This is a genomic window from Kitasatospora aureofaciens (assembly GCF_001188955.3).
GTDB classification, from domain to species: Bacteria; Actinomycetota; Actinomycetes; order Streptomycetales; family Streptomycetaceae; genus Kitasatospora; species Kitasatospora aureofaciens.
Genome location: NZ_JPRF03000065.1, coordinates 13,381 through 38,344, shown reverse-complemented (window position 1 = coordinate 38,344; position 24,964 = coordinate 13,381). Strand labels below are relative to the sequence as shown.

The window sequence follows — 24,964 nt, the reverse complement described above, 5'->3', positions numbered from 1 at the left end:
AACTCCATGACCACGCCACCACCGTCGCAGCCGCCGTCCCCGGCACCCAACGGGCCCGGGTACGGGTTCCCGCAGCAGGCACCGGGGGCGCCCGGCTTCGGTCCGCCGCCCGGACTGCCCGCCTCGCCGGGTGCGGGCGTGCCCCTCGCCGGGACCGGGCCCGGTGGTCCCGGTCCTGCTGGTCCCGGTCCTGTTCCTGTTCCTGCGGGTGGGGCGCCCGGGGGCCGCTCCGGGGGCAACCTGCGGCGCAACGCCGTCTGGGCCTTCGTCGGTGCGCTGCTCGCCTCGGCCGGCTGGACCGCCGCCGTACTGGTCGTACCGGGCATGGTCGGCAGCAGCAGCGGCGACTCCGCGCCGCGCAGCCTCGGCAGCTACCACGTCTCGGACGACTTCTGCGCCGTCGGGAAGCCCAACCGGCTGCTGGAGAAGTACTCGGTCAACACGACCGGCAGCTCCCCGAGCCACCACACCGACCGCAACCCGGCCCTGGACAGCATGAACTGCTCGATGTCCCTCAAGCGGACCGGCGGCACCAGCGACAGCGAGTACGCCTCGGTCTACCTGCGCGCCGACCTGCACAAGGCGGTGAACCCCGCGCCCGAGCTCTCCGCCAACAAGGAGACCTACCGGACGCGCGGCTACCAGATCTCCAGCATCCCGGGCATCGGCGAGGACGCGTACTTCGTGTACAAGGACGACGGCTCGTCGGACAAGTACCGCGACGTCTACGCCGAGGTGGACGTCCGCGACGGCGGGATGACCTTCTACATCACCTACAGCGCCAGCTACACCCAGGGGAAGGCCACCCCGCCCTCCATGGACGAGCTGCGCACCATGCTGCAGTCGGACGCCGACAGCACCGTACGGGCGATGCGCAAGTAGCGCGGGGCGGGCTACCGGGCGTCAGTAAGCGGGGCGGGCCGCCAGCCGGCGTCAGTAGGCGGGGCGGGAGCCGGCCCGGGCGGCCTTGGCGACGGCGACCACCGCGCACTCCAGGGCGAAGGCCGGGTCGTCCGAGCCGCCCTTGACCGCCGCGTCGGCCTGGGCGATCGCGGTCAGCGCGGTGGCCACCCCGTCGCCCGTCCAGCCGCGCATCTGCTGGCGGACCCGGTCCACCTTCCACGGCGGCATGCCCAACTCGCGGGCCAGATCGGCCGGGCGCATGTTCCGCCCGGCCGTGGCCAGCCGCCCGATGCTGCGCACGCCGGACGCCAGCGCGTAGGTGATGCCGGTCGGCGGCTGGCCGACGGCCAGCGCCCAGCGCAGCCGCTCCAGCGCCTCCGCCGCCCGGCCGGTGACCGCCAGGTCGGCCACCTCGAAGCCGGTCGCCTCCGCCCGGCCGCTGTAGTAGCGGGCCACCACGGTCTCGTCGATGGTTCCCTCGACGTCCGAGGTCAACTGGCTGCAGGCCGCCGCCAGTTCGCGCAGGTCACTGCCGAGCGCGTCCAGCAGCGCCTGGCAGGCCTCCTGGGTCGCGGAGCGGCCCAGGGCGCGGAACTCGCCCTTGACGAAGGCCAGTCGCTCGCTCGCCTTGGCCAGCTTGGCGCAGGCCACCTCGCGTCCGCCCGCCTTGCGCCCGGCGTCCAGCAGCCCCTTGCCCTTGGCCCCGCCGGCGTGCACCAGCACCATGATCACTTCTTCGGCCGGCGACTCGATGTACGCCTTGACCTCCTTCACCGATTCGGCGGAGAGGTCCTGGGCGGCCCGGACCACGATCACCTTGCGCTCGGCGAACAGCGAGGGAGTGGTCAGCTCGGCCAGGCTGCCGGGCTGCAGCCCGCCGGGGGGCAGGTCCCGTACGTCGGTGTCCGGGTCCGCGGCCTTCGCCGCGGCCACCACCTGGGCGACCGCGCGATCCAGCAGCAGCTCCTCCTGGCCGACCGCGAGGGTCAGCGGGGCGAGCAGGTCGTCGGGTGCACTCTTCCTGGCCATCGCCTACCAGCATCCCACGCGCCGCGGACAGTCCCTCCCGGACGGGCTTTGCGTGGACAGGCCTCGGCGTGAACGGGCCGGCCTCCGTACGGGCCGGCCTCCGTACGGGCCAACCGCCCTGCCGGGCCGTTCCGCCCGACCTGGAGAATGGGCCGGTGACCGAGAACCACACCCCCGACCTCCCGGACGTCGACGACCCGTTCGTCCGCCAGCTGCTCGTCCTGCCCGACCGCGACGCCGCCGACGAGGCCGCCGAGGAGCTCGGCGCCGCCCACCCGGACCTCGGCGAGCCGGAGATCGTCCGCGACGCCCTGGCCGGCGAGGACGACGCCGAGGACGCCCAGTGGCTGGTCGTCCTCGACCCGCCGGCCAACGGCTGGACCCCTGCCCTGCTGCACGTCCTCGACACCCTCGCCACCTCCCACGAAGGCTGGCGCGAGGAGGCCTGACCAGCGTTCCCGATCACCTCGACGCCGTCCCGGGCCCCCGGCAGTCGCTCAGCGCGGGAGCACCCAGCCCGGCCGCCAGGTGCCCGGGGCGTCGAGGGCGGGCCGGGTCGCGGCGAGGTGGGCGCGGAGGGCGGCCAGGGCCGGGTGGGGGTTGTCCCGGTGCCAGAGGAGGGAGTGCGGGTAGACGGGCGTCGGGTCGGTCACCGGGATGCGGCGCAGGCCGTGGCCGGCGGGCCAGACGACGCGGGTGTGCTCGCTCATGAAGGTGGCCAGGGCCGGGGTGTCGGCGACGGTGTCGAGGAGCGCGTCGGAGCCGAAGTTGGGGCCGGTCACCTCGATGCCGAGTCCGAACTCGGCGACGAGGTCGTCGTAGTAGGCGGCCCACTCGGTGCCGGGCGCGATGCCGGGCATCCAGATCCGGTGCCCGGCGAGCTGGGCGACGGTCACCGAGCGGGCCCCCGCCAGTGCGTGGGCGGGGCCGGTGAGGAGCTGGAGCGGCTCGTCCAGCACCCGGACGGACTCGATGTCCTCGGGAAGGGACCGGCCGGGCGCGGCGACGGCGCGGAAGGAGGCGTCGATCGCGCCCGAGCGGATGGCGCCGACCGCCGCCTCGACGTCGAACAGCATCACCACGTCGAGGTCGACCTCGGGGTGCGCGCGGTGGAAGTCGCGCATCAGGCCCGACGGCGCGACCCGCGAGGCGATCACGTCGACCCGCAACGGCCGGCGGCCGGTGCCCACGGACGCCACGGCACGCTCGGCGGCCCGCAGCAGCTCGCGCGCGTGGGGCAGGAAGGCCTGCCCGTCGATGGTGAGCTCGGCCCCGCGCGGGGTGCGGGTGAACAGCCGGGCTCCGAGGTCGCGCTCCAGGGTGGCGACGCGCTTGGAGACGGCCTGCTGGGTGATCGCCAGGTCGGCGGCGGCCTTCTGGAACTGGCCCGCTTCCACGACGGCGGCGAAGGTGCGTACGGCTTCGAGGTCCACGCCGATCCACCTTAGTGAACAACGGACGGTTGTGGAGAAACGGCGGGACGGTTGTTTGACCTGCGATTGTGCCGCTCGGTTAGCTCTCACCGGTCAACGTCGGCTTGTTCGAACGGGACGTCGAGGGAGTGCGCGGCATGGTGGACAGGATGAGCGGGGCGGGCGGGACAGGCAGGACGGGCAGGTGGCGCAGGACGGGCAGGAAGCGGCTAGGGCCGCAGTTCGGCTGGCTCTGGGCCGCGTACGCGGTCAGCGCGTACGGGTCCGGGCTGGGGTTCGGAGCCCTCCCGCTGATCGCCGTACTGGCGTTGCACGCCGGACCGGCCGAGGTATCCGCACTGTCCGCGGTGGGCCCCGCGGTGGGCGCGCTGATCGCGGTGCCGCTCGCACCGTGGGTGGAGTTCCGGCGCAAGCGCCCGGTGATGATCGCGATGGACCTGGTCCGGTGCGCGGCCATGGCCACCATCCCACTCGCCTACGCCCTCGGCCTGCTCGGCTTCGTCCAACTGCTGGTGGTCTCGGCCGTCGTCGCCGCGGCCAAGATCGCGTTCAACGCGGCCAGCGGCGCCCACCTCAAGGCCCTCGTCCGGCCCGACGACCTGCTGGTCGCCAACGCCCGGTTCGAATCCACCAACTGGAGCTCCATCGCCGTCGGACCGCCGCTCGGCGGAGCCGCGATCGGCCTGTTCGGGCCGGTCACCACGGTCGTGGCCGACGCCCTCAGCTACCTGCTCTCCGCCCTCGGCATCACCGCGATCCGCGGCCGGGAGGAGACCCCGCAGCCCACCGCCAAGGCCCCGGTCCGGGCGGGCGCGCTGCTCGACGGCTGGCGGCACATCCTGGGCGACACCGGCCTGCGGGCGCTCTACCTCAACAACATGCTCGTCAGCGGCCTGATCATGGCCACAGAACCGCTGCTGGCTGTCCTCCTGCTGCGCCAACTCCACTTCCCCGCCTGGCAGTACGGCCTCGCCTTCGCCGCCCCCTGCCTCGGCGGGCTCATCGGCTCCCGGCTCGCCCGGCACGTCGTGGCCCGCTACGGACGGCACCGGGTCTTCCGGACCGTCGGCACCCTGCGTGCCGTGTGGCTGATCGGCCTGGTGTTCGTCCGCCCCGGCGTCGTCGGCCTGGTCACCGTGATGGCCGTCGAGCTGGCGATCATCGTCAACATGAGCCTCTACACCCCGGTGCTCGCCACCTACCGGCTCGAACGCACACCCAAGCACCTGGTCGCCCGCACCCTGTCGGCCTGGTCGATCGGACAGCAGGCGTCCATCGCGGTCTGCACCGCCCTCGGCGGGCTGCTCGCCGACGCCACCGGCCCGCGCACCGCCCTCGCCGTCGCGGGGCTGCTCATCCTCGCGACCCCGCTGCTGCTCCCCCGACGCGAGCAGGCACAGGAGCCGGAAGCCGCTCTCAGCCACGCCTGAGACCACCGGCGTCCGGTCGCCGCCGCTCCCGCACCATCCACAAGCTCTCACCCCAACCACAAGGAGGAGACCCGCGCATGAGCACCACCCCCGCGCTCGACCCCGCACACACCGCTCTTCTCGTCCTGGACTGCCAGCCCGCCGTCCTCGCCGTCCTGCCCGACGACGCCGCCCGCGAGGCCCTGCTCGGCCGCATCGAACGGGCCGTCGCCGACGTCCGGGCAGCCGGCGGCACCGTCGCCCACGTGCGCGTCGCCTTCACCGAGGCCGACTGGGACGCCGTCCCGGACACCAACAAGTCCTTCGGCCCACTCGCCCGGCACCGCGCCATGCACCACCAGGACCCCAGCACCGGCTTCCACGAGCGCCTGGCACCCCGCGGCGATGACATCGTCGTCCGCAAGACCCGGTACGGCGCCATGTCCACCACCGACCTCGACCGGCAACTGCGCGAACGCGGCATCACCACCCTGGTCGTCGCCGGCACCAGCACCACCGGCGCCGTCCTGTCCACCGTCCTCGACGCGGCCGACCGCGACTACCTGCTCCACGTCCTCTCCGACGCCGTCGCCGACCCGGACCCCGAAGTCCACGACCTCCTGCTGCGCCGGGTCCTCCCCTCCAGGGCGCACCTCGTCGACACCGCCGGACTGCCCGAGCTGCTCCGGGCCGACTGACACGCCCGACGACCGGGAGCGCACACCGCAGGGATGAATCGACGGTGTGCCAGGAGCCCGCGGCCGTCGATGCCCGGACCTCCTGATCCACAGTGGCGGGCGGCAGTCGGCTGCCCAACAACCCTCCTCCGCCCGTTCCGGGAGCCCCCTGACGCAGGGCGGACCGCCGCGGCACAACCGTTGGACAGCCCCTCGAGGGCCCCGCCGGTGCTCGGCGGGGCCCTCGCCGTCTCCGTGCTGCTCTGGATGCGCCTTGACGCCCCCTGGGCGTTCCCGGCGACGCGCCGACCGGAACCGGACCGTCAAACTCCGCAAGGTATAGCCAATTCGGGTGAAGGTTTGTCCACTGATCGGCTGGACGCGACGGGCCGCCATAGCCTCGGTGGCGCCCCGTCGCCGCTCGGGTGCGCGATCCGGGCGAAGGTGCGGGATCCGTCGATCCGGAAGGCCACCGACACCCATGACACGCTCAGCGGACGGAAACGACGAGTCGACCGGCGGGCCCTCCCGCCGCCAACTCCTCAAGATCGGCATCGGCGTCGCCGTGGGAGCGGGGGCCATCGGTCCGGGTGCGCCCTCCGCCGTCGCCAACGGCCCGTACGACCCCACCAGTCCGACGATCGCGACCAAGGTGAAGAACCTCAGCGGCCCGGTCGAGACCGGGCCGCTCGCCTCGCCATGGACCGACCTCGGCATCCCCGTGCGGTGCCCGAACGGCAGCATGCTCTTCGTCTGCGGCGACACCTTCGACGGCGACCAGGTGGGCTCCGCCGACTGGCGCGCCCCGGTCGGCCTGCGCTCCAGCAGCGCGGACCTGAACAACCTGCGCATCGACGGCAGCGTCGGCGGTGGCCACGCCAACAGCCTCGTCGACGAGCCGCACAACCCGGTCGGCGACAAGTTCACGACGGCGATCCCGTCCGACGTGTTCGTCGTCGACGGGGTGATGTACATGCACCTGATGCGCGGCGTCATCTACGACACCCACCACACCGACTTCTGGCGCTCCACCGACAACGGCGAGAGCTGGGAGTACCTGTGCCAGTGGCCGGGCGACCTGCACGGCGGCCAGTTCCAGCAGAAGACCTACGCCGTGGCCGACGACGGCTACTGCTACGTGCTCTCCACGGTCTTCAACCGCGACGTGCAATCGGGGATGCTGCTGCACCGGGTACGGAAGGAGAGCCTCGGCAATCCGGACGCCTACGAGCCCTGGGGCTTCGCCGACGGCGGCTGGCGGTGGAACGCGCCCGCCCCGACGACCGTCTTCGGCACCCGCAAGTGGGGCGAGATGTGCTTCCGGGCCATGGACGGCAAGTACGTGCTCACCTGGCTGAACATGGACCCGTTGTCGATCAGGGCGATGGTCTTCGCCCTCCCGACCTCGGACCTGACCAGGACGCTGGAGCAGACCATGATCCTCCCCGGTGCCCCGGGCCAGGAGATCGGCAACCTCGTCGCCAGCCCGTACGGCGGCTTCGTGATCCCGGGCTCGACGTTCGGCAACTTCCACATCGTCGTCAGCCAGTGGTACGACCCGAAGAACTACCGGATCATGCAGTACCGGATCAACATGCTGTCCTGAGCCTGCCCGCTCGGTGGCTCATCCCTGGGGCGGGGGCCCCGGCGGCGGGCGTTTCCGTCGGTGCGCTCCGGGCCTGCCCGGAGCGCACCGCAATCCTCTTCCCCCGGGCCCCGGCCCCGCCCCGCCCCTCCCCTCCCCTCCACCCTCCCTCCACTCCCCACCCTACCCATGCCCACCCCACGTCGTGGAGGGAGGAGGAGAGCGGGGTCACAGGGGCGGGGCCCGGGGCTTGCGGGTGGAACGCCCGGAGCCGGAGTGGCCGGCGCGGGCGCCGTGGTCGGGCTGGGGGTGCACGGCGACGGCAAGGGTGGACGGGGAGTCGCCGGTCACGGCGATGTCCCCCACGCGGTCGGTGCGCAGGACGGTGGCGCCCAACGCGCGCAGCCGGTCGACCGTCCGAGGTGACGGGTGCCCGTAGGCGTTGCCCTCGCCGCAGGAGATCAGGGCGAGCCTGGGCCGTAGGGCACCGGCCAGGTCCCAGTCCTGGTGGGCCGAGCCGTGGTGTGCCACCTTCAGGACGTCGACCCGGCCGAGGCGGCCCAACAGGCCCGACTGGGCAGGCGGTTCGAGGTCCCCGAGCAGCGCCATCCGCAGGCCTCCACGCAGTGTCACCAGCAGGGCCACACTCGCGTTGTTCGCGCCTGGCGCCTCGACGGCCGCCCCGGGATCGGGCCACACCACGTCCCAGGACAACTCCGCACCCACCGAACGCCGTTCACCGCGGCCCGCACGTACCAGTGGCACACCGGCCCCTGTCGCCCAGGCCGTCACCCGGGCCGCCTCGCCTGGCGGATCGTCCAGCGCCGTACCCTCGACCGCGCCCACCCGGCGGCCGCGCAACACCCCCGGCACGCCCTCGACATGGTCCGCGTGGAAGTGCGTCAACAGCAGCAGCGGCACCACCGTGATGCCGAGTTCACGCAGGCATCGATCGGCCGCTTCGGGGTCCGGCCCGCTGTCGATCACCACCGCGCTGTCCGGCGCACCGGTCGCAAGGGCCAACATGTCTCCCTGTCCGACGTCGCACATCGCCAGCCGCCACCCCGGCGGCGGCCAGCCCGTGGCGATCCGGGCCAGCTGCGGCGGGCGCAGCAGTACGGCCAGCAGCACCACCAGCAGGACGCCCGTCACCAGCGCCCTGACCCAACGGCGGCGGGGGCGGGCGTGCCGGCCGGTCTCCGCCCGCCGGGGCAGCAGCAGGGGCGCCGCCCAGCAGGCGGCCAGAGTCGCCAGTGCGACCGTCACCACACCGAACCAGCCGCCCGGCCAGGACAGTTGGCCACCGGGCAGCTCGGCCCCGCGCCGTCCGACGAAGGCCAGCCAGCCGGCCGGCACCCCGGCCGGTTCGGCCAACAGCCGCGCCAGGGACGGGAAGAACGGCTGCAGCACGAGCACCCCGAAGCCGAGCAGCGTCGCCGGGGCCACCGCCAGCTCGGCCAGCAGGTTGCACGGGACCGCGACCAGGCTGATGTGCCCGGACAGCACCACCGTCACCGGAGCGCAGAGCGCCTGCGCGGCCGCCGTCGCCGCCAGCGCGCCCGCCAGGTGGTGCGGCCAGCGCCGGGCGCGCAGGGACTCGGCCCAGTGCGGCCCGAGGACGAGCAGCCCGGCGGTGGCCAGCACCGACAGCAGGAAACCGAAGGAGCGGGCCAGGAACGGGTCCAGCAGGACGAGCACCAGAACGGCCCCGGCGAGCGCCGGTACGGCCTGGCGGGGGCGGCCGGTGGCCAGGGCCAGCATGCCGATCAGCCCCGTCCCCGCCGCCCGCAGCACACTGGGCTCGGGCCGGCAGACGGTCACGAAGGCCAGCGTCAGCCCCGTACCGAGCAGGGCGCTGGTGCGCAGCGACAGCCCCAACAGCGGTGCCAGTCCGCGGCGTTCCGGGGTGCCGGCCTGGCCGGGGGAGCCCAGCAGTACGCCGAGGACGATCGCCAGGTTGGCCCCGCTGACCGCCACCAGGTGGACCAGGTCGGTGGCCCGGAAAGCGTCCACCAGGTCGTCGGGCAGCCGCGAGGTGTCACCGACGACCAGCCCGGGGAGCAGCCCGCGCGCGTCCGGCGGGAGTCCGTCGCTGGCCGTGCGCAGGCCCTCGCGCAGTCGGCCGGCGATCCGCTGCGGCAGGCTCGGCGGTGCGAGCTGCCGGGGCGGACCGTGGACGAGGAGCAACGCTGCGGACTCGGTGTCGTAGCCCTCCCCCGCCGGACGCACCTCGGCCTCGACGGCCAGCCGCTCCGAGGGGAGCAGCCGCTGCCAGGACTCGCTCTCCGCGCCGCGGACCATGACGGTCACCGGGGTGTGCGTCCGGCCGGCCCGTCCGTCCGGGAGGAGGGTGGCTCGGTCGACCACGGCCTTGACGGTGAGGAGGGTCTGCCCGCCGGTGGTGGCGCCCCGGGAGGTGTGGACCCTCGGGTCCCCCGCGACGGTCAGCTCCACCGCCACCTCCTGGGCGGGCGTGCCCGGGGAGCGCGGCGGCGCGTGCTCGGCCGCCCGGGCCAGCTCCGGCAGCAGCCCCCGGTGCAGGTCGGCGGTGTGCAGCGGGGTCGCGATCGCGGCCGCCGCGCCGGTGAGCAGGGCGGCCGCCAGCGCCGCCGCGGCGCCACGTCGGCGCAGGAGGCCCGGCCGGGCGAGCAGCAGCACGGCCACGAGCACCGCGCCGCCCGCCAGCGAGAGGAGCAGCACCTCGGACCCCGGCTCGATGGGCAGGAGCACCGCCGTGACCAGCCAGGCCGAAACGGCGGGCAGCAGCAGTCGGAAGTCGGCACCCGTGGAGCGGGCGCGCGGCAGCGGCACGGTGGTGGCGGACATGGCGGTACCTCCCTCCGGGGGTCGGCAAGCGGTAGCAGAGCGGGTGCCGGAGCACGAGAAGCAGGCGGAAGCAGAGCGGGTGTCAGAGCGTGAGGAGCGGGCGGAGTTCCGCGAACGTACGGGCGCCGATGCCGCTGACCTGCCGGAGCTGGTCGATGGAGCGGAACGAGCCGTGCGAGGCGCGGTAGGCGAGGATGCGCTGGGCGAGGGTCGGGCCGACGCCGGGCAGGGCGTCGAGCTGTTCGAGGGTGGCGCGGTTGAGGCTGACGGGCGTTCGGGGCGCGCCGGCCCCGGGAAGTCCGCCGGCGCCTCCGGGGACCTGGACGGGAACCGGCGCCTGTGCCTGCTCGCCGACCAGGATCTGTTCACCGTCCGTCAGGACGCGGGCCAGGTTGAGCCCCCGGGTGTCCGTCTCCGGCAGCGGACCGCCCGCCGCCCGCAGGGCGTCGGCCACCCGGGAGCCCCCGGGCAGGGTGTGCAGGCCCGGCAGGTGGACGCGGCCGCCGACGTCGATGACCACGGCGGGCCCGGCGCCCGGCCCCGAGGACGCCTCGGGTGGACCGGCCCCGCCGCCGGATGGGCTGTCGGCGGCGGACGGGCCCGGCTCCGGCACCGCCGACGCCGCCGCCAGTGCCGGAACGGCCACCGCTTCCGGCCTGGCCAGCCAGAAGTGCTGCACGGCGTAGCCCACCGCGAAGAGCAGCAGGATGGCCAGCCCGGCCACCGCGCGCCGGTCGAGGGCCAGCACGGAGGCGAGCCGTATCCGCGCCCCGGCATCCGGTGGATCGGGTACGTCAACTGCCCCCGGGGGCAGCGCCGCCGACTTCCCCACCGCCGCCGCGGACGCCGGAGGCAGGGCCGCGGACGCGGACGTCGAGGCGGGAGGGGGCGGGGACGAGGGGGCAGGCGGGACCGCCGACGGTGGAGACGGAGAAATCGGCGGAGGGAGAGCAGCAGGCGCAGCAGCACCCACCTGCTCGTCGTCCGTCGGCAGCAGCGCCGCCATCCGCAGCCGCACCGTCTCGTTGATCGCTTGGCGCTTCGCCGCGCCCAGGCCCATGGTCGTCATGGCGAGGACGCTAGAAGCCGCCCGGCGAGCGCGCAGAAATTACCGAAAGCCTGTGGACAACCCGGAGGTTGTGGATAAAAACGGTCACTCACACGAGTGGTCGCCCCATGCCCAAGTTGACCCAAGCCATGCCATGCCATGCCACGCCAGGCCAGGCCAGGCGAGGCCACGCCCAGACCAAGCCAAGCCAAGCCAAGCCGGGCCCAGCCCCGCCCGACCGCCCCCGCCTCAGCGCGGCGCGACCACCACCGCGAGCAGCCCCGGCCCGACGTGCGCGCCGATCACCGCCCCGACCTCGCCCACGTACAGGTCCCGCAGCCCCGGCACCCGCGCCCGCAGCCGCTCCGCGAGCGGCTCGGCCCGCTCCTCGGCCGCCAGGTGGTGGACGGTGATGTCCACCTCGCCCTCCCCCGACCGCTCGACCGCGATCTCCTCCAGCCGCGCGATCGCCCGCGACGCCGTCCGCACCTTCTCCAGCGGCTCGATCCGCCCGCCGTCCAGATGCAGCAGCGGCTTGACCGCCAGTGCCGACCCGAGCATCGCCCGCGCCGCGCCGATCCGTCCGCCGCGGCGCAGGTGCTCCAGGGTGTCCACGTAGAAGAAGCCACTGGTCCCGGCCGCCCGCCGAGTGGCCGCTTCGGCCGCTTCCGCGAGGTCCCGGCCGGCTGCGATCGCCTCGGCCGCCGCCAGCACCCCGTACCCGAGGGCCATGCCGACCAGCCTGCTGTCCACCACCCGCACCGGCACGGGCGCCTCGGCGGCCGCCAGTCGCGCGGCCTCGACCGTGCCGGACAGCTCGCCGGAGATGTGCACGGACACGATCCCGGTGGCCCCTGCCTCGGCCGCCGCCCGGTACGCCGCGGCGAAGGTCTCCGGGTTGGGCCGGGAGGTGGTCACCCGCTGCTTGGCGCGCAGCGCCTCGGCGACGTCCTTCGGGGAGATCTCGACGCCCTCGCAGAGGACCGAGTCACCGACCGCGACGCTCAGCGGAACCACCGTGATCCCGTGCCGGTCGAGGGCCTCCTGCGGCAGGTAGGCCGTGGAATCGGTGACAAGTGCGAGGTCGGAGGGCATGAGCCGGAGATTACTCCCCGTTCCTCCGGGAGTCAGCTCGCCGAGGGCCCTGCCGAGGGCCCCGTCGACGGCTTCCGCAGCCGCTGCGCCAGCTTCGTCAGCGGGTCGGCGAGCCCGAGCAGGTCCTCCGCGCTCGGCCGCCCCTTCCCGTCCGTCAGTCCGGCCCGGACCGCCCCACCACCGGACGAACCCGCCCCACCACCGGACGAACCCGCCGCACCAGCCGCACCGCCCACACCGGCCGAGCCGCCACCGGAAGCGGCAGCGGAAGCGGCAGCGGAAGCGGCAGCAGTCCCCGAAGCAGCCCCAGAAGCGGACCCCGAACCGGCCCCGGTGTCCCAGTGCCGCAGCGCCCCCGCCTCGCTCTCGCACTCCTGGCTCAGTCGGCTCAGCTCGTCGTCCGCGAACCGGTGCATCCGGTCCTGCGCCGCCCACCGCATGGTCTCCGCCGCATGGGTGATCCGTTCCGCCCGCTCCCGCAGTTCCGGCAGCTTGGCGGCGACCCGCGCGGTGTCCGGTTCGCGTTCCAGGACCCGCAGTTCGCCGTCCAGCTCGGCCGCGTGCGCGTCGAGCCTGGTCAGCAGCGCGAGGGACTCGCCGAGCTGGCCGTCCTGTGCCAGTCCGCCCTCCAGCACCTGCCTGGTGCCGTCCAGCGAGGTCCGCAGCTTGAGCCGGACGCTGGCGATCTGGGCCGGCGGGCCGACCTTGGTGTACGTCTTCGCCTTGAGGGTGGCGGTCTCGACGGCGCGCCGGGCGTTGGCCTCGTGCTTCTCGACCTTCGCGGCGACGGCCTTGGCGGCCTTGACCGTACCGACCACCGCCAGTACGAGCGTCGCGATCCCGAAGAGCAGGACCAAGCCGATCATCACGCCGAACACGTCCATCGCGCGCCACCTTCCGCCGCCGTTCCGGCCCCCAACGAGCCCAACGCGGGCCGCAATGCCGAGGGTTCCACGGTAGCCGCCGCACCGGGCCCGAGGGGGTCCGAACGGTCCCGGCGGCCGGAGATCAGGGACAGATCGGGGATCTCCCCGAGGGCCCGCCCCACCGCCCGTACAGCGCGCCCACCGCCCGTACCACGCGCTGTACGGCCCGGAAAACGCGCCGAAAGGCCCGGAAAACGCACCGGGCGGGTGCCCCGAAGGACACCCGCCCGGTCAATCACGCCCTGATGGAGCCACGAACCACGAACAGCCCCGACCTCATCCGGTCGTCACGCTCACCCGGTCACGCTCGCCCGGTCACGCTCACCCGGTCACGATGTTGACCAGCTTCGGCGCCCGCGCGATCACCTTCCGCACCGCCGCGTCACCGATCGCCGCGACCACCGCCGGGTCCGCCAGCGCCAGCGCCTCCAGCTCCGCGTCCGTGATGCCGGGCGCGACCTCCAGCCGGGCCTTGACCTTGCCCTTGATCTGCACGACGCAGGTCACCGTCTCGTCGACCACGTACGCCGGGTCGGCGACCGGGTAGTCGGCGTGCGCCAGCGACTCGCCGTGACCCAGTCGGCGCCACAGCTCCTCGGCGATGTGCGGGGCCAGCGGCGCGACCATCAGCACCAGCTGCTCGGCCACCGCCCGCGGCGTGGAGCCGCGCTTGACCAGGAAGTTGTTCAGCTCGATCGCCTTGGCGACGGCCGTGTTGAAGCGCAGTCCGGCCATGTCGCCGCGGATGCCGTCGATGGCCTTGTGCAGGGCGCGCAGGGTCGCCTCGTCCGGCTCCTCCTCCGTGACGACCAGCTCGCCGGTGCCCTCCGACACGATGTTGCGCCACAGCCGCTGCAGGAAGCGGTACGAGCCGACGACGGCCCGGGTGTCCCACGGGCGGGAGACGTCCAGAGGGCCCATCGACATCTCGTACAGGCGCAGCGTGTCCGCGCCGTACTCGTCGGCGATCTCGTCCGGGGCGACGGCGTTCTTCAGGGACTTGCCCATCTTCCCGGCTTCGCGCTTGACCGGTTCGCCCTGCCAGAAGTACTTGCCGTCGCGCTCCTCGACCTCGGCGGCGGGCACCGGGAAGCCGCGCTCGTCGCGGTAGACGTCCGCGGTGATCATGCCCTGGTTGAACAGCTTGTGGAACGGCTCGACGGAGGAGACGTGGCCCAGGTCGTGCAGCACCTTGTGCCAGAAGCGCGCGTACAGCAGGTGCAGCACGGCGTGCTCGGCACCGCCGACGTACAGGTCGGCGCCGCCGCCCGGCTTGTTCTCGGTCGGGCCCAGCCAGTAGCCCTCGTTGGCCGGGTCCACCACGGCCTCGGTGTTGGTCGGGTCGACGTAGCGCAGGTCGTACCAGCACGAACCGGCCCAGTTGGGCATGGTGTTGGTCTCGCGGCGGTAGCGCTTGACGCCGTCGCCCAGGTCCAGCTCGACGTTGACCCAGTCCTCGTTGCGCGACAGCGGGGTCTCCGGCGAGGAGGCGGAGTCGTACGCGTCGTAGGTGCGCGGCGAGTAGTCGTCGACCTCGGGGACCTCGACCGGCAGCATCGACTCGGGCAGCGCGTGCATCACGCCGTCCTCGTCGTAGACGATCGGAAAGGGCTCGCCCCAGTACCGCTGGCGGCTGAACAGCCAGTCGCGCAGGCGGTAGTTGACGGTTCCCTCGCCGATGCCGCGCTCGGCCAGCCAGGCGGTGACGCGGGCCTTGGCGTCGACGACGCTCAGCCCGTCCAGGGACAGGGACAGCGCCGGATCGCCCTGCTCGCGCGCCGAGTTGACGATGACCGAGTCGTAGGTGTCGAAGGCGTCGTCCCACTGCGCCGGGTCCGAGCCGCGGCCGTCGGTGGGCTCGACGACGCAGCGCATCGGCAGCGCGAAGGCGCGGGCGAAGGCGAAGTCGCGGTGGTCGTGGGCGGGGACGGCCATGATGGCGCCGGTGCCGTAGCCCATCAGCACGTAGTCGGCGATGAACACCGGCACGGACTCGCCGCTGACCGGGTTGACGGCGTAGGCGCCGGTGAAGACGCCGGTCTTGACCTTGGCCTCGACCTGGCGCTCGACGTCCGACTTGGCGGCGGCCGCGGCGCGGTAGCCGGCGACGGCCTCGGCCGGGGTGGCGGCGCCGCCGGTCCACTCGGCGGGCACGCCCTCGGGCCAGGCGGCGGGGACGATCGAGTCGACCAGGCCGTGCTCGGGCGCCAGCACCATGTAGGTGGCGCCGAACAGGGTGTCGGGCCGGGTGGTGAAGACGGTGATCTTCCCGCCGTCGACGGCGAAGTCCACCCGGGCGCCCTCGGAGCGCCCGATCCAGTTGCGCTGCTGCAGCTTGATGGCCTCGGGCCAGTCCAGCAGGTCCAGGTCGGAGATCAGCCGGTCGGAGTACGCGGTGATGCGCATCATCCACTGGCGCAGGTTGGACTTGAACACCGGGAAGTTGCCGCGCTCCGAGCGGCCGTCCGCGGTGACCTCCTCGTTGGCCAGCACGGTGCCCAGGCCCGGGCACCAGTTGACCGGCACCTCCTTGGCGTACGCCAGGCGGTACTCGCCCAGCACCTCGTCGCGCTCGGCGGCGGACAGCGCGGCCCAGGCGCGGCCGCCCGGGACCTCGCGCGTGCCGGCCTCGAACTGGGCGACCAGCTCGGCGATCGGACGGGCCTTGCCGGCCGCCTCGTCGTACCAGGAGTTGAAGATCTGCAGGAAGATCCACTGCGTCCAGCGGTAGTACTCCGGGTCGATCGTGGAGATCGAGCGGCGCGGGTCGTGGCCCAGGCCCAGCCGGCGCAGCTGCTGGCGCATGTTGGCGATGTTGGCCTCGGTGGAGACCCGCGGGTGGGTGCCGGTCTGCACCGCGTACTGCTCGGCGGGCAGGCCGAAGGCGTCGTAGCCCAGCGTGTGCAGCACATTGTGGCCGGTCATCCGCTGGTAGCGGGCGAAGACGTCGGTGGCGATGTAGCCCAGCGGGTGGCCGACGTGCAGGCCCGCGCCCGAGGGGTACGGGAACATGTCCATGATGAAGCTGTGCGGCTTCGCGGCGACGTCACCGGCGGACGGGTCGGCCAGCTCACCGGTGGGGTTGGGGGCGTGGAACGTGCCCTCCTTCTCCCAGATGTCCTGCCAGCGGGACTCGATCTCCGCCGCCAGCGCGGCGCTGTACCGGAACGGCTCGGTCGCGGTCTCGGCCGCGCCGGACGCAGGGGTCGTCTCGCTCATGGTCCTTCAAGCTCCATCGGTGTCAGTTGGCGAACCGCGCGACGCGACCGGTCCGTGGACCCGTCCCACGACGCGGGCGGGGGCGGAAAACAAGGGGCGGAAAACAAAAAATCCCCTCGCAGGAGGGGACGCCACGCCGACTCCGGCACCGCCCGAGGGCGCAGCCGGTCCTGGTCAGCGCGGCCGGCTAAGGAGCAGGCGCACGGTTCGCATGGGCTCAGGGTACCGCAAGCAGGTCAGGGCGCTCCCGGGTATCCCGCCTGGAGGGACGGGCCGGGCAGCCCCTCACCCCATCGCTCACCCCGGGTATCCCGCCTCGACGGAGGGGCCGGGCAGCCCCCCGCCCCCGCAGCTCACCGCGCCGCCGCCCGCCCCGCAGCCTCGAAGTCCCGCAGCGCCCTGGCCAGCCGCTCCGACTGCATCCCCGCCGCCAGTGCCCGCGCCAGCCCCACCGTCCGGGCGGCCTCCCGCTGGTCGCCGAGGCACCGGTGGGCCTCGGCGAGGCGGACCATCAGCATCGCCTTGGCGCGGGCCCGCCCCGGCCCGAGCCCGGCGACGGCCTCGGCGAGCAGCCCCTTGGCCATCCGGTGCTGGCCGAGCGCGAGCCGCCCCTCCCCCACCATCCCGGCGAGGTCGGCCCGGGCCTCCTCCGTGCCGGGCACGCCGTCGAGTTCGGCGAAGGCCCGGGCGGCGGCCGCCTCGGCCTGCTCGGCCTCGCCGCGGCGGCCGTGGGCGCGGGCGATCCGGCCGAGCTGGCGGGCCCGGCCGGCGGGGCTGAGTGCGGGGCCGTGGGCGTCCAGGGCGGTGCGCAGCGCGGTGACGGCGTCCAGGCCGCGCCCGCCGGTGCCCTGGGTGGCGAGCACCACCAGCGCCCCGAGTCCGGCGACGCCGAGCCGGGGGTCGCCGCTGACGTGGGCGGCGCGCAGCGCGGCGACGAAGGCCCGCTGGGCGGCCGCGTCGTGGCCGAGGTCGTACGCGGCCCAGCCGGCCAGGCGGGCGAGCCTGCTGGCGGTGCCGTACAGCTCGCGGCCGAGCCGTTCGTCGTACGCGCCGAGCTCCAACAGCTTGGCCAGCATGGCGAGTTCGGCTCGGACGGGGCCGAGGACGAGTCCGCCGCCGCAGGAGCGTTCGAGGCGCTGCTTGCTGCGGTAGGACAGTCCGAGCTCGCCGGCCAGCGAGGGGTCGACGCGCAGCGCGCCCTCACCTCCGCCGACCGGTGGCGGTGGCGAGGAGAGCCGTTCGGCGGCATGGTCGAGGTCGGCGCTGCGGAACAGGTCGGTCAGGCGGACCGGGCCGGCGTCGGTGGCGGCCTCGCGCAGCGCGGTCTGGGCGTTGTCGGCGGTCCACGGGTCGGTGAGCAGCCTGGGCGAGAGGATCTTGGCGCCGCGGTGGCCGCCCATCCGGCCCCAGAGCTGCTCGTAGGTGACGGCCATGCCGAGGGTGCGGCTGAGCACCTCGCAGACGGTCTGGTCGTGCGGGCTGCGCGGCACCATGCCGCGGTCACGCCACTTGTACGGGGCGGTGGAGCTGATCGCCAGGCCCGGCGGCAGGGCGAGGCTCACCTCACGGGCGAGCCGTTCCGGACTCCAGCCGAGCTGGTGCAGTATCCGGGCCAGCTCCTCGTTCCGCCTTCGCTGCAGATCGGCCATGGCACGACGGTAGCGGTCTTTGCGGCCCGCCCGCCGATGGCATGCACACAACGGCGAAGAGCCGCCCCCCGAATCGGGAGGCGGCTCTCAACCTCTGTGGAGCTATGGGGAATTGAACCCCAGACCTCTTGCATGCCATGCAAGCGCTCTACCAACTGAGCTATAGCCCCTTGACCTGCGATGTCACCGGGTCTCCCGTCGTTTCCGTCCGGTTTCCCTCGGCGACATCGACTACTTTACACGGTCCGGGGCGTGCTCCTGAAATCCGTTTCCCGAGGCAGCCGAGCAGGACAGCCGCACCGGACAGCCGCACCGGACAGCCGGGAAAGCAGCGTCGCCGGGCAACCGCCCGCCACCCGACCGGCCACCCGACCGGCCACGAGCGCTCCCCCGTCAGCGCACCACCCGCCGGCTGCGCTCGGCGAAGCCCGCCCCGACGAGCACCACCGCCGCGTTGACCGCCAGGGTGATCAGCAGCGCGTGCCCCGAGTCGGCGGCCGGCGCCGGCAGGTCCACCTGTCCGAGGAACACCGAGCCGAGCACCGCGACCCCGATCACCTGCCCGAGCTGGAGAACGGTCACCGTCATCCCGCTGGCGTCGGCCGCGTCCTCGGGTGCCACCCCGGCGAGCGCCCGGGCGAACAGCGGCGCGTACGCCGAGCCCGCGGCCAGGCCGAGTGCGGCCGTCTCGGCCAGCACCACCACCCCGATCCCGGCGCCGTCGCCGAGCAGCACGCCCAACAGCAGGTAACCGCCCCCGAGCAGCAGTCCGGCGACCGACGGCAGCAGAGCGTGCAGCCGGCCCGGCAACCGGTGCCAGCGCAGGCTGGCCAGGCCGAAGGCGATCGCGACGGGCGCCGAGCAGAGCCCGGCCCGCAGCGCGCTGTGGCCGAGGGCCGCCTGCTGGTGCAGGGCGAAGGCGAACATGAAGCCCGCGTAGGCCGCCATGATCGTGAACAGTCCGACGGCCGCCGGGCGCAGCCCGGGCGCGCGCAGCACCCGCCCGGGAATCAGCGGCTGCCCGCCGCGCCGGGCGACGCCGCGCTCGACCACCACGAACAGGCCGGACAGCAGCACGCCGGCCGCGATCATCGCCCAGCCCCAGACCGGCCAGCCGAGTTCGTTGCCGAGCACCAGCGGCACCACCAGCAGGCCGAGCGCCGCGCCCAGCACGACCAGGCCGGGGACGTCGAAGCCGCGCGAGGCGTCGCCGGGCAGCTTCGGCAGCAGCCGGGCGCCCGCCGCCAGCAGCACCAGGCCGATCGGCACGTTGACCAGGAACACCGGCCGCCACCCCGTACCGAAGAGGTCGGCGCTGACCAGTACCCCGCCGAGCACCTGCCCGAACGCGACGCCGACGGCCAGCACCGCCGAGTAGAGGCCGATCGCCCGGGTGCGGGCGGCGCCGGTGAAGGTCCGCTGGAGCAGGCTCATCACCTGCGGCACCATCAGCGCCGCGCCCGCTCCCTGGAGCAGCCGGAAGGCGATCAGCCAGCCGGTGGTCGGGGCGAGGCCGCAGGCCAGCGAGGTGGCGGTGAAGCCGGCCAGGCCCAGCTGGAACAGCCGGCTGAAGCCGTAGCGGGCGCCGAGCCGGGCGCCGGTGATCAGCAGTACGGCGTAGGAGATGGTGTAGCCGGCGATCACGAGTTGCAGGGCGGCGCCGGAGGCGCCCAGGTCGGTGCGGATGGTGGGCACGGCGACGTTCACGATGGAGCCGTCGAGCACGGCCATGAACTGCCCGCACAGGACGAGCGCGAGGAGCAGCCCGGGCCGTACGGCCGGTGCCCCGGTGGTACCTCCGGCCACGCCGGGCCGGATCTGAAGGTCCGTCATGGCCACCAGCCTGGGGCCGTGCCGGTACTGGTGGTTAGAGCCTGCCGATCCTGGTACCGGCAGCACCTGTATCGCCCGGGCGCGCTGCGGCACGATGGACGGCATGACCGTCCTGGAGGAACTCCCGACCGCGGCGGGCGGCCGCGAACGCCGTCGGACCGAGCTGGCCCGCTTCCTGAAGGCCTGCCGGGCGCGGGTCACCCCCGAGGACGTCGGCCTGCCGCCCGGGTTGCGCCGCCGTACGCCGGGGCTGCGGCGTGAGGAGGTCGCGCAGCTCGCCGGGGTCGGGGTCACCTGGTACACGTGGCTGGAGCAGGGGCGGCCGATCAACGCGAGCGAGCAGGTGCTGCTGGCGGTGTCCCGGGCGCTGCGGCTGGACGGCACCGAGCGCCAGCACCTGTTCCGGCTGGCCGGGATGGCTCCGTCGCCGCTGGCGCAGCCGGCCCCGCCGGAGCTGAGCCCGTCGATCCAGGTGATCCTGGACTCGCTGGCCCCGCTGCCCGCGGCGGTCTCCAACACCCGGTTCGACGTGCTGAGCTTCAACCGGCCGTACCGGTCGCTGTTCGGCACCGAGCGGATGCGCCCGTCCCACGGGGTCTTCTTCAACAGCCTCTGGTGCATGCTGACCGCACCGGCGTGCTGCAACCCGTGCGAGAACCCGGAGGAGACCCTGCCGCGGATGGTGGCGGTGCTGCGCTCGGCGTACGGCAAGCACGTCGGCGAGCCGGCCTGGGAGGACCACGTGCAGCGGCTGTCGGCCGGCAGCGAGCTGTTCCGGGAGCTGTGGGCCCGCCAGGAGGTGTCGCCGCCGCACACGCTGCGGCGGGCCTTCCGCCACCCGGAGCTCGGCGTGATGCGGCTGAACGCCACCTACCTGACGATGCCGGGCGTGCCGGAGTGCTACATCGTCGTGTACGTCCCGGAGAACCCGGAGGACCGGGAGCTGGTCGAGCGGCTCGACTCGCTGACGCCGGGCGGCTGGACCCACACCTGCACGCCGTGACGAGCCGTGCGTAGCCCGGGAACCCGAGAGCCTGGGAACCCGAGAGCCCGGCGAAACCCGAGAGCCCGGGGGGCCCGAGAGCCCGGCGAAACCCGAGAGGCCGCCACCCACCGGGTGACGGCCTCTCGAACTGCTGTGGAGCTATGGGGAATTGAACCCCAGACCTCTTGCATGCCATGCAAGCGCTCTACCAACTGAGCTATAGCCCCGCGACACGGACGACCGTGGCTGCGGAACCCCGACTGACCACGACCGCCGATGCGGAGTGGAGCTATGGGGAATTGAACCCCAGACCTCTTGCATGCCATGCAAGCGCTCTACCAACTGAGCTATAGCCCCGCACTCACCGGATCTCCCGCTTCCCTTCCGGGCCGCGTTCCTTCCCTGCGAACGAGGAAGACTCTAGCTGGTCAGGCCCGGAACTGCGAAATCCGCTCCTTCCGGGCCCCCGCGAAGCCCCCTCCACCGAGTGCCCTCCACCGAGTGCCCTCCGCCGGGTGCCGTCAGGTGTCGTCGCCGATCACCGGCTGCGGGAGCGTGCCCGCGTTGTGCTCCAGCAGTCGCCAGCCGCGCGCCCCCTTGCCGAGCACCGACCAGCAGCAGTTGGACAGGCCGCCGAAGCACTCCCACACGGGCGGCTCCAGGCCCAGCAGCCGCCCGAGCATGGTCCGGATGGTGCCGCCGTGGCTGACCACGACCAGCGTGCCGTTCTCCGGCAGCTTGGCGACGGCCTCCAGCACCACCGGCACCGAACGGTCGGCGACCTCGGTGGACAGCTCGCCGCCGCCGCGCCGCACCGGCTCCCCGGCCGCCCAGGCCGCGTACTCCTCCGGGTAGCGCTCGCGGATCTCGGCGTTGGTCAGCCCCTGCCAGGAGCCCGCGTACGTCTCCCGCAGGCCCTCGTGGTGCTGCACGTCCAGCCCGGTGACCGCGGCCAGCTCCTCGGCGGTGCGCCGGGCGCGCTTGAGGTCCGAGGAGATCAGCAGGTCGGGGCGCAGGCCGGAGAGCAGCCGGGCCGCCCGCTGGGCCTGCAGGACGCCCTGGCCGGTCAGCTCGATGTCCGTGGTGCCCTGGAACCGCGATTCGAGGTTCCAGGAGGTCTGGCCGTGCCGCCAGAAGACGATGCGCGGGCCGCGCGCGTCCCTGCTCAGTGCAGGTCCTCGGGCTTGCCGAAGTCGTCGGCCGGGGCGACGGCGTTGCCGGCCTCGTCGGTGATGGCGTCGGGGCGGTTGCGCGACTCGATGGCGTCCGCGGGCAGCGGCAGCTCGGGGCAGTCCTTCCAGAGCCGGTCCAGCGAGTAGAAGGAGCGCTCCTCGGAGTGCTGGACGTGCACGACGATGTCCAGGTAGTCGAGCAGGATCCAGCGGCCCTCGCGCTCGCCCTCGCGGCGCACCGGCTTGATGTCCAGCTGCTCGCGCAGCTGGTCCTCGATCTCCTCCGCGATCGAGCGGACCTGGCGGTCGTTGTTCGCGGAGGCGATCAGGAAGGCGTCGGTGATCGACAGCACCTCGCTGACGTCGAAGGCGATGATGTTGTGCGCGAGCTTGTCGGCCGCCGCCTGCGCGGCGACGGTGATGAGCTGCTGGCTGTGGTCGGTGACGGTCACGGTGTTCTTCCGGCTCGGCGGCTTGGGGCGGCCCCGGCGCGCGGCCGGGGTCGCCTTCCAGGATCTCACGCCGCCCCAGCGGCCTCGGAACGCATTTCCGGGGTCGCGGGGGCGGCGGGGCCGGACCGGGCGCCGGCCGGTCACCGGATCCCCCGGTGGCCGGCCGAGCGGCTACTGGGTCTTCGGCGGCTGGTAGTCCTTGCCGAGCACGACCACCAGGTCCGCGTTCTGGGCGTCGCCGACCTTCTTCACCGCCGTGTCCGGCAGCCCCAGGCTGGTCGCCAGGGACTTCGCCGCGGCCTGCCGGGCGTCGTCGGTGTAGCGGATCTCACTACTGGCCTGCGGCGCGGCCTTGGCGCCGCCCGGGATGAACGTCAGGCCCGAGTTGATGATCTGGACCTGCGCGGCGGCGCCCGCCGCGTCGTTGCCGGAGGCGTCCTGCAGCGAGACCCGGGCGGGGGCGTCGCCGGCCGCCGCGGACTTCACGGTGCCGCCGAGCACGTCCTTGACCTGCTTGCCCGCCGTCGCCTCGTCCAGGGTGCCGTCCGGCTTGACGGTCAGCGCGGTGGTACTGAAGTGGCCGTCCTTGGCCTGTTGGGCGAGCTGGGCGAGCACCCCGGCCAGGGCGTCCTCGGGCAGCGAGGGGTCGAGCACCGCGTTCATCCGGTGCACGTCGTCCTTGGCGTCCTTGAACTCGGTCGGCATGGTGCGCACCACCGCGTCCATCACCTGCCCGAACCGGGCCAGCTGGGCGTCCCGGTTCTCGCCGGGCGCCTGGAGGGTCGCGTACGCCACCGCGGCCTTGCCGCTGAGCAGGGTGTTCTTGCCCGCCGGGGACAGCTCCTTGCCGTCCGGCTTGCCGCCCTCGTGGGTCGCCGCGTTGGTGTCCACCCGGACGCCGCCGAGCTGGGAGACCAGCAGTTCCAGGTACGGGGTGTCCAGCCGCCAGGTGCCGGCCACCGGGGCGCCCAGCACGGTGGCCAGGCCGTCGCGGGTCGCCGAGGCGCCGATCGCGTCCATGGCCTGGCCGACGGTGGTCACCGGCGGGTCTCCGGGGCCGGGCAGCCGCAGCACGTCGGGCAGCAGCAGGACCGTGCCCTTGTGCCCGGAGGCGTCGTCGACCAGCAGCGCGCTGGACACCTTGCCCTGCAGGTCGCGCAGGTGGACGACGTTGACCTGCCGCCCGCCGGCCGCGGCGGCCGCGGTCGGCTTGTCCCCGGTGAACCACAGGTAGCCGCCGACGCCGCCGGCCGCGAGCGCCAGCACCACACCGAGGCCGACCAGCCGGTTCTTCAGCTTGCGGCGCCGCTCGGCGCGCACCTCGCTGCGGGACTCGGCGAACTTCAGCCAGTCGATGACGTCCTCGGACTCCTCCTCCCCCTCGTCGACGAAGGTGAACTCTCCCGTGGCGTAGGCGTCCTTGGGCGCCCGGCCGCCGGCCTTGCCGGACCGGGCCCCGGCGACCTGCTCGGACGGCGACTCCGGCGCGGCCGGGGCCGCGGAGGCAGGCGCAGCGGGAGCGGGCGCGGACGCCTCCGGCGCGACGGTCGGCGCGGACTGCGGCTCGGCGGCCACCGGCGCGGCCTGGTACGGCTGCTGGTACCCCTGGTAGCCCTGCTGCTGGTGACCGCCGTACGGGTCCTGGGCGTACACCGGCTGCCCGTACTGGTCGTACTGCTCGTGCTGCTGCCCGTACGAGTGCTGCTGCGGGAACTGCCCGGTCTGCTGCTGGTACCCCTGCTGGTAGCCCTGGTCCTGCTGGTACCCCTGGGCCTGGCCGCCGTACGTGCCCTGGCCGTACACCGGCTGCCCGTACTGGTCGTACTGCTCGTACGGCTGCTCGTACTGCTCGTACGCCTGCGGTTGCGGCTGCGCCTGCTGGTACCCGTGGCCCTGGCCCTGGTACGGCTGCTGGTACTGCCCGGTGGACCACTCCTCCGGCTGCTGCCCGCCGTTGCCGTTGCGATCGCTCACGCCCGCTCCTGGCTCAGGTCCCGTGCGGCGCGTACAGCGCCCGCTTGTCGATGTAGCGGACCACGCCGTCCGGCACGAGGTACCAGACCGGCTCGCCCTTGGCGACCCGGTTGCGGCAGTCCGTGGAGGAGATGGCCAGCGCCGGGACCTCCATCAGGGAGACCCCGCCCACCGGGAGCCCGGCGTCCGACAGGGTGTGACCCGGGCGCGTGCACCCGATGAAGTGCGCCAGCGAGAACAGCTCGTCGGAGTCGTGCCAGGACAGGATCTGGGCGAGCGCGTCGGCGCCCGTGATGAAGAAGAGGTCCGCGTCCGGGTGGAGGGAGTGCAGGTCGCGCAGGGTGTCGACGGTGTACGTCGGGCCCTGGCGGTCGATGTCGATCCGGCTCACCGAGAACTGCGGGTTCTCGGCGGTGGCGATGACCGTCATCAGGTAGCGGTCCTCGGCCGGGGTGACGTGGCGGTCGCTCTTCTGCCAGGGCTCCCCGGTCGGGACGAAGATCACCTCGTCCAGGTGGAACGCGCTCGCCACCTCACTGGCGGCGACCAGGTGGCCGTGGTGGATCGGGTCGAAGGTGCCGCCCATCACGCCGAGGCGCTTCTTCACCGGTTCCGGTCCGCCGGGATTCCCGGCCTGCTCTCCCATGCCGCCACACCTTACGCGACGCCCGTCACGGTGCGGGAACGGCCGTGTGGGGGTTGCCCGCAGATGCGTGAGGGAGCGGCCGGCCCACTGGCCGGACGCTCCC

General features: G+C 73.6%; 19 protein-coding genes and 3 tRNA genes. 6 read left to right on the top strand and 16 right to left on the bottom strand.

What is annotated here, in order from left to right; translation table 11 throughout:
* The first annotated feature begins 6 nt into the window (after positions 1–6).
* Positions 7–882, top strand: coding sequence for a hypothetical protein (locus tag HS99_RS44315; protein WP_141763865.1), 876 nt, complete (start codon positions 7–9; stop codon positions 880–882).
* A 51-nt stretch (positions 883–933) separates the two neighbouring features.
* Here HS99_RS44315 and holA read toward each other — a convergent pair whose 3' ends face one another.
* Complete coding sequence (holA, locus tag HS99_RS33235; RefSeq protein ID WP_030283877.1) at positions 934–1,932, bottom strand: DNA polymerase III subunit delta; 999 nt, start codon at positions 1,930–1,932, stop codon at positions 934–936.
* A gap of 155 nt (positions 1,933–2,087) precedes the next feature.
* On the opposite strand from holA, the gene HS99_RS33230 reads away from it, so the two are divergent.
* Positions 2,088–2,381: a hypothetical protein gene (locus HS99_RS33230; RefSeq protein WP_030558037.1), complete on the top strand. Its 294-nt coding sequence runs from the start codon at positions 2,088–2,090 to the stop codon at positions 2,379–2,381.
* A 48-nt stretch (positions 2,382–2,429) separates the two neighbouring features.
* Here HS99_RS33230 and HS99_RS33225 read toward each other — a convergent pair whose 3' ends face one another.
* On the bottom strand, positions 2,430–3,365 hold the full coding sequence (locus HS99_RS33225; RefSeq protein ID WP_030283875.1) for a LysR family transcriptional regulator: 936 nt from the start codon (positions 3,363–3,365) through the stop codon (positions 2,430–2,432).
* Between the two features lie 137 nt (positions 3,366–3,502).
* Between HS99_RS33225 and HS99_RS33220 the strand changes: the two genes are divergently transcribed.
* From HS99_RS33220 to HS99_RS33210, 3 genes are all read left to right on the top strand, one after another.
* Entirely contained in the window at positions 3,503–4,795 is a 1,293-nt protein-coding gene (locus HS99_RS33220; RefSeq protein ID WP_191898876.1) for an MFS transporter, read from the top strand.
* A 77-nt stretch (positions 4,796–4,872) separates the two neighbouring features.
* Positions 4,873–5,472 (top strand): cysteine hydrolase family protein, encoded by a 600-nt coding sequence (locus HS99_RS33215; protein ID WP_030283872.1) that lies wholly within the window; start codon positions 4,873–4,875, stop codon positions 5,470–5,472.
* A 460-nt stretch (positions 5,473–5,932) separates the two neighbouring features.
* Complete coding sequence (locus HS99_RS33210) at positions 5,933–7,057, top strand: DUF4185 domain-containing protein (protein WP_030283870.1); 1,125 nt, start codon at positions 5,933–5,935, stop codon at positions 7,055–7,057.
* A gap of 207 nt (positions 7,058–7,264) precedes the next feature.
* Here the strand turns inward: HS99_RS33210 and HS99_RS33205 are convergent, their stop codons facing one another.
* The 8 genes from HS99_RS33205 to HS99_RS33170 form a co-directional block, all read right to left on the bottom strand.
* Positions 7,265–9,862 (bottom strand): ComEC/Rec2 family competence protein, encoded by a 2,598-nt coding sequence (locus HS99_RS33205; protein ID WP_063737964.1) that lies wholly within the window; start codon positions 9,860–9,862, stop codon positions 7,265–7,267.
* 82 nt (positions 9,863–9,944) lie between these two features.
* Positions 9,945–10,931: a ComEA family DNA-binding protein gene (locus HS99_RS33200; RefSeq protein WP_240520899.1), complete on the bottom strand. Its 987-nt coding sequence runs from the start codon at positions 10,929–10,931 to the stop codon at positions 9,945–9,947.
* 228 nt (positions 10,932–11,159) lie between these two features.
* Positions 11,160–12,005 carry a DegV family protein gene (locus HS99_RS33195; protein ID WP_030283864.1) on the bottom strand — a complete coding sequence of 282 codons (846 nt, stop codon included), beginning with the start codon at positions 12,003–12,005 and terminating at the stop codon, positions 11,160–11,162.
* 32 nt (positions 12,006–12,037) lie between these two features.
* Complete coding sequence (locus HS99_RS33190; RefSeq protein ID WP_030597856.1) at positions 12,038–12,889, bottom strand: hypothetical protein; 852 nt, start codon at positions 12,887–12,889, stop codon at positions 12,038–12,040.
* Positions 12,890–13,252: 363 nt separating this feature from the next.
* Positions 13,253–16,150 (bottom strand): leucine--tRNA ligase, encoded by a 2,898-nt coding sequence (leuS, locus tag HS99_RS33185; protein WP_030557594.1) that lies wholly within the window; start codon positions 16,148–16,150, stop codon positions 13,253–13,255.
* 353 nt (positions 16,151–16,503) lie between these two features.
* On the bottom strand, positions 16,504–17,799 hold the full coding sequence (locus HS99_RS33180) for an NsdA family TPR-like regulatory protein (protein WP_030283857.1): 1,296 nt from the start codon (positions 17,797–17,799) through the stop codon (positions 16,504–16,506).
* Positions 17,800–17,896: 97 nt separating this feature from the next.
* A tRNA-Ala gene (locus tag HS99_RS33175) sits at positions 17,897–17,969 on the bottom strand.
* A gap of 223 nt (positions 17,970–18,192) precedes the next feature.
* Positions 18,193–19,632 (bottom strand): MFS transporter, encoded by a 1,440-nt coding sequence (locus HS99_RS33170; protein ID WP_030597859.1) that lies wholly within the window; start codon positions 19,630–19,632, stop codon positions 18,193–18,195.
* Positions 19,633–19,735: 103 nt separating this feature from the next.
* On the opposite strand from HS99_RS33170, the gene HS99_RS33165 reads away from it, so the two are divergent.
* Positions 19,736–20,635, top strand: a complete 900-nt coding sequence (locus HS99_RS33165) for a helix-turn-helix transcriptional regulator (RefSeq protein ID WP_046385974.1) — start codon at positions 19,736–19,738, stop codon at positions 20,633–20,635.
* A 136-nt stretch (positions 20,636–20,771) separates the two neighbouring features.
* Here HS99_RS33165 and HS99_RS33160 read toward each other — a convergent pair.
* From HS99_RS33160 to nadD, 6 genes are all read right to left on the bottom strand, one after another.
* A tRNA-Ala gene (locus HS99_RS33160) sits at positions 20,772–20,844 on the bottom strand.
* A gap of 57 nt (positions 20,845–20,901) precedes the next feature.
* Positions 20,902–20,974, bottom strand: a tRNA-Ala gene (locus HS99_RS33155).
* Positions 20,975–21,138: 164 nt separating this feature from the next.
* The gene (locus HS99_RS33150) at positions 21,139–21,786 is read right to left on the bottom strand and encodes a histidine phosphatase family protein (protein ID WP_030283851.1); all 648 of its coding nucleotides are present in this window, start codon (positions 21,784–21,786) and stop codon (positions 21,139–21,141) included.
* Positions 21,783–22,241 (bottom strand): ribosome silencing factor, encoded by a 459-nt coding sequence (rsfS, locus tag HS99_RS33145; protein ID WP_030597865.1) that lies wholly within the window; start codon positions 22,239–22,241, stop codon positions 21,783–21,785. Before rsfS ends, HS99_RS33150 begins: the two co-directional genes overlap by 4 nt.
* Positions 22,242–22,412: 171 nt before the next feature.
* Positions 22,413–24,215 (bottom strand): LCP family protein, encoded by a 1,803-nt coding sequence (locus tag HS99_RS33140; RefSeq protein ID WP_063737962.1) that lies wholly within the window; start codon positions 24,213–24,215, stop codon positions 22,413–22,415.
* 13 nt (positions 24,216–24,228) lie between these two features.
* Positions 24,229–24,861 carry a nicotinate-nucleotide adenylyltransferase gene (gene nadD, locus HS99_RS33135; protein ID WP_030283845.1) on the bottom strand — a complete coding sequence of 211 codons (633 nt, stop codon included), beginning with the start codon at positions 24,859–24,861 and terminating at the stop codon, positions 24,229–24,231.
* Positions 24,862–24,964 lie beyond the last annotated feature (103 nt).